The organism is Winogradskyella wichelsiae (assembly GCF_013403925.1).
Lineage (GTDB): Bacteria > Bacteroidota > Bacteroidia > Flavobacteriales > Flavobacteriaceae > Winogradskyella > Winogradskyella wichelsiae.
In genome coordinates, this window is the sequence record NZ_JABFDJ010000017.1 from 1 (window position 1) to 3,673 (window position 3,673).

At 29.2% G+C, this 3,673-nt stretch carries 4 protein-coding genes; all 4 read left to right on the plus strand.

Annotation, left to right across the window (positions count from 1 at the left end):
• The first annotated feature begins 120 nt into the window (after positions 1-120).
• The 4 genes from HM985_RS16780 (at position 121) to HM985_RS16795 (ending at position 3,462) form a co-directional block, all read left to right on the plus strand.
• The gene (locus HM985_RS16780; protein WP_179377367.1) at positions 121-726 is read left to right on the plus strand and encodes an FEKKY domain-containing protein; all 606 of its coding nucleotides are present in this window, start codon (positions 121-123) and stop codon (positions 724-726) included.
• Between the two features lie 162 nt (positions 727-888).
• Complete coding sequence (locus HM985_RS16785) at positions 889-1,677, plus strand: hypothetical protein (RefSeq protein ID WP_179377368.1); 789 nt, start codon at positions 889-891, stop codon at positions 1,675-1,677.
• Positions 1,678-1,890: 213 nt separating this feature from the next.
• Entirely contained in the window at positions 1,891-2,589 is a 699-nt protein-coding gene (locus HM985_RS16790) for a hypothetical protein (protein WP_179377369.1), read from the plus strand.
• Positions 2,590-2,760: 171 nt separating this feature from the next.
• The gene (locus HM985_RS16795) at positions 2,761-3,462 is read left to right on the plus strand and encodes a hypothetical protein (RefSeq protein WP_179377370.1); all 702 of its coding nucleotides are present in this window, start codon (positions 2,761-2,763) and stop codon (positions 3,460-3,462) included.
• Positions 3,463-3,673 lie beyond the last annotated feature (211 nt).

Genomic DNA, 3,673 nt, shown 5'->3' on the forward strand with positions numbered 1-3,673 from the left:
TAATTGCTTTGTTTCTGCTTATCTGGAATATTCCTTCGGAATATTCTCAGGTTCGTAAAAGTTTACTAAATTAGTTGTCTAACCACGCAACTAAGCATACACAAACACGTTGTGCAACATATGAAAAAACTCATCCTAACAATATTATTCTTGAATTCAATAATCGGATTTTCACAAAATGAAAAATCGAATGAAATTGTAATTAAGGGAATTGTATTGTCTGAAGTAAATGGAAAACCACTCGAAAATGTTTATGTGAGTTATAAATCGAGATATCGATATTCAGCCACAGATGAAAATGGAAAATTTGAATATAAATACAGTATTCGAGAAAAAGATAGTTTAGAAACTATAGAATTGACTGCTTTGGGTTATGAAAATATTGATACAATAATTCGAGTTGATAAACCAAAAGAATATGTGTTTGAATTTGTAATGAAACCAAGATTCGGACTTGACCGAGAAAAAGCACTTGAAGACATAAAAAGCGGAAAAGTAAACATATTGGAATCAAGTGGAATCGCGCCTGTTTTCTATAAATCGGATACAAAATTTGCGAAAAAATATAACGTGAATTTTGTCGAGTATGGTTGTGAAGCAATTGCAGAGGAAAGTCTTTATGAATACAATAGAACAGTCTTCGAGTATTTAGACAAAAAATACGGAAAGAATTGGAGAAAAAAGATTCGAAAAGACATTGTCGGACTTGAAGAAGAAAATGAATAAAATACGTTGCACAACACCGTGTATAATTAATTGCTAGGTTCTTCCCTACTTGCGAATATTCCTGCGGAATATTCACGGGTTCGTAAATGTTTACTAACTTAGTTGCTTAACCACGCAACTAACCATACAGAATCACGTTAGGCAACATAAAGAGAAACGACATTGACAGATAGAAAAACCAACTTCAAAACCATTTGGCAAAGAGCTAAAATACGACCAATACTACTGCTTTTTGCATTTCAAGGGATTGCATTTGCACTATTATTGTTTCTTCCAATGGGAATTATGATGAATTCAATGGGAAATAGTTTCCCTTTTGTTGAAAACGTGGAAAAAATCCAATCTGATGGAGAAAAAGAAAATGCTGTCCTGACAAACATCAAAGGAATTAATAACATTACGATTAACGGAAATAATCCTCAAATCTTGACCTATGAATATGACTTTAATGGACAAAAAACGGAGTCAAAGTTTAGTGTATTTGAACCTGACAAAACTGATATTTTAAAAACTGGCGATATTATTCCAATTAAACATTTGAACGGAGTATCAACACCAACGGAATTTGAGCAGTATTCGTTTAGTATGGGTTTTATGTATTACATAGCTGGTGTTGTTCTTTTAATTGGACTAATCCTTTGCTATCTTCTATATTCAAGAATAAATAAAGAACTCTCATTATATAAAACAGGCAGAATTGTGGAGGGAAAAATAATTTCAATAAGCCATAATAAAGGGTTCACATTTTCGAAATTTGGTTCATCAATGGATGTGCATTATGAATATGGAAATAACGTTGCGAAATCAAGGACTAATAATTTTGCTTTGACAAATAACAAATCAATTGGAGATTCAATTAAGATTTTGGTTTCACAAGACGGAAATTCATCTTGTCTATATCCAGAATTGATTGCTAAAACTAATGGTTGGAAAGAAAATTACGTTGCCTAACACCGTATATAATTTATTGCTAGTTCTAGCCTACTTACGAAAATCCTCGCGGATTTTCTATTCGGTTTTTATTTGCTAAATTACGTACTTAACCACGCAACAAACCATATACATAAACGTTGGCAACAAGCTAAAAAAAACCGTGACTAAAAACAAAAAGTGAAGTTTTTAAAGAAAAATAGAACAAAAAATTGGACGATTAAGTTCTTTAAAATGACTGACCGAAATTCGGCAGAAAAGTATGAAATGGAATCTAAAATTTTATTCTGCATTGAACGAATTGAACAGTTAACGGAACTTAAAGCAAAAACTTTTGACATTAATTATCAATCAATCTATAAAACCAAAAGCGGATTTGAAAAAGCACTAAAATCTAACAAAAAATTGGTTTATTGCTTTGTCGATTTCGATTCTGAAAAAACCGAGACATATTTTTCAATCAGCAATCAAATGTTGAATTTAAATGAAAAACCTGAAAAAGAAACAATTGACTTTTGTCTTCAAATAAGCACAAAATATTGCGATAAAGATTCTATTTTAGAATTTAATAGAGTTTTAATAAACGAATTAGATTTCGATTATGGATATACAACTCAATTAAATTCAAATTATGACTCTGGAACTGAAAGAAAAATAAAAAAAGGATTATTTTCAACTTCAGTAAATATTATAGAAAAAGACCATATTTGGACTTCAAATAAAATCAATATTTTAAACGGAGCATTAAAGAATTTATATCCAATAAACTATTTGAACAAATCACATTTATCGAATTCAGAACAAAAGAAAATTATATCCGAATTTGGAAATTTAAGTGAAGTCAATAATAGGATTTACAAATGGAATTTAACGGATTTAGAGATAGAGAAACTAAAAAAAACAAAACGAATTGAATTAAAATTAGTTGAATAAAAATAAAAGCCAGTTGCCAACACCGTGTATAATTAATTGCTTTGTAAGTGCTTATCTGGAATATTCCTTCGGAATATTCTCAGGTTCGTAAAACTTTGCTAAATTAGTTGCTAAACCACGCAACTAACCATACACAAACACGTTGGCAACAAGCTAAAAAACAGAACTACGATGGAACAATTTTTTATAGATTTCGATTGGAATTCATTTTGGATGAATTTCATTGTTAGTTCTATTTTCTTGATGATAAGTATTTTCATATCAATAAAACTTATCCCTCATTTTACTGTAAAATTATTACAGAAGAAAAGGAAAAAATACATTGTCTCAAAAATCTCATATATTATTCAGGAATTCTGTGAATTTATTGAAAAATCGCCATTTAAAAATAAAGATATTACTTCTGAACAATTATCTATTTTTACAAATAAGAAAGATTTAAAAAATCATAGATTTATTGGTTTAATTGATTTGAATGTTTTAAAAAAAATAACACATTTAAAAGTAAGAAAACTAATTCTAGAAAGTTTCACCAAAATGAATCCAGAAGACGGACTTGAATTAGTAAAAAAAGAAAAAATAAATCTAGAAAATTTTCGGACAAAACTCGAATCAATTATAAATTACCATTCTATGGATATTGATGAGGAGATAATTTCAGATGTAAGTCAACTATGCCTAGAAATTAGAACGTTTGAAATAAAGTATAGATACAATCACTCTATAGATGATTTAATAGAAAAAGGACTAACTAAACGAAAAGGTGTTTTTGGAATTAATGAAATTTCCGATATTTATCATTTAACACTAAATTTATTCAAAAAACTTTTAGAGTTAAACTTAATCGAAGTTGAAATTAAGAAAAAAGAATAATAGCCAGTTGCCAACACCGTGTATAATTAATTGCTGTATTCTTCTCTACTTGCGAATATTCCTGCGGAATATTCACGGGTTCGTAAAAGTTTGCTAACTTAGTTGCTGAACCACGCAACTAACCATACACAAACACGTTGGCAAACATTTAACGCAACCATATAACAAATTTAGCATCTATTAAATAAAGTTTATGAGAATACTATTTTTA

Bases quoted from the DNA above. Each gene is read 5' to 3' on its own strand.
- HM985_RS16780 (WP_179377367.1), top strand. From the start codon at position 121: ATGAAAAAACTCATCCTAACAATATTATTCTTGAATTCAATAATCGGA.
- HM985_RS16790 (WP_179377369.1), top strand. From the start codon at position 1,891: ATGACTGACCGAAATTCGGCAGAAAAGTATGAAATGGAATCTAAAATT.
- HM985_RS16795 (WP_179377370.1), top strand. From the start codon at position 2,761: ATGGAACAATTTTTTATAGATTTCGATTGGAATTCATTTTGGATGAAT.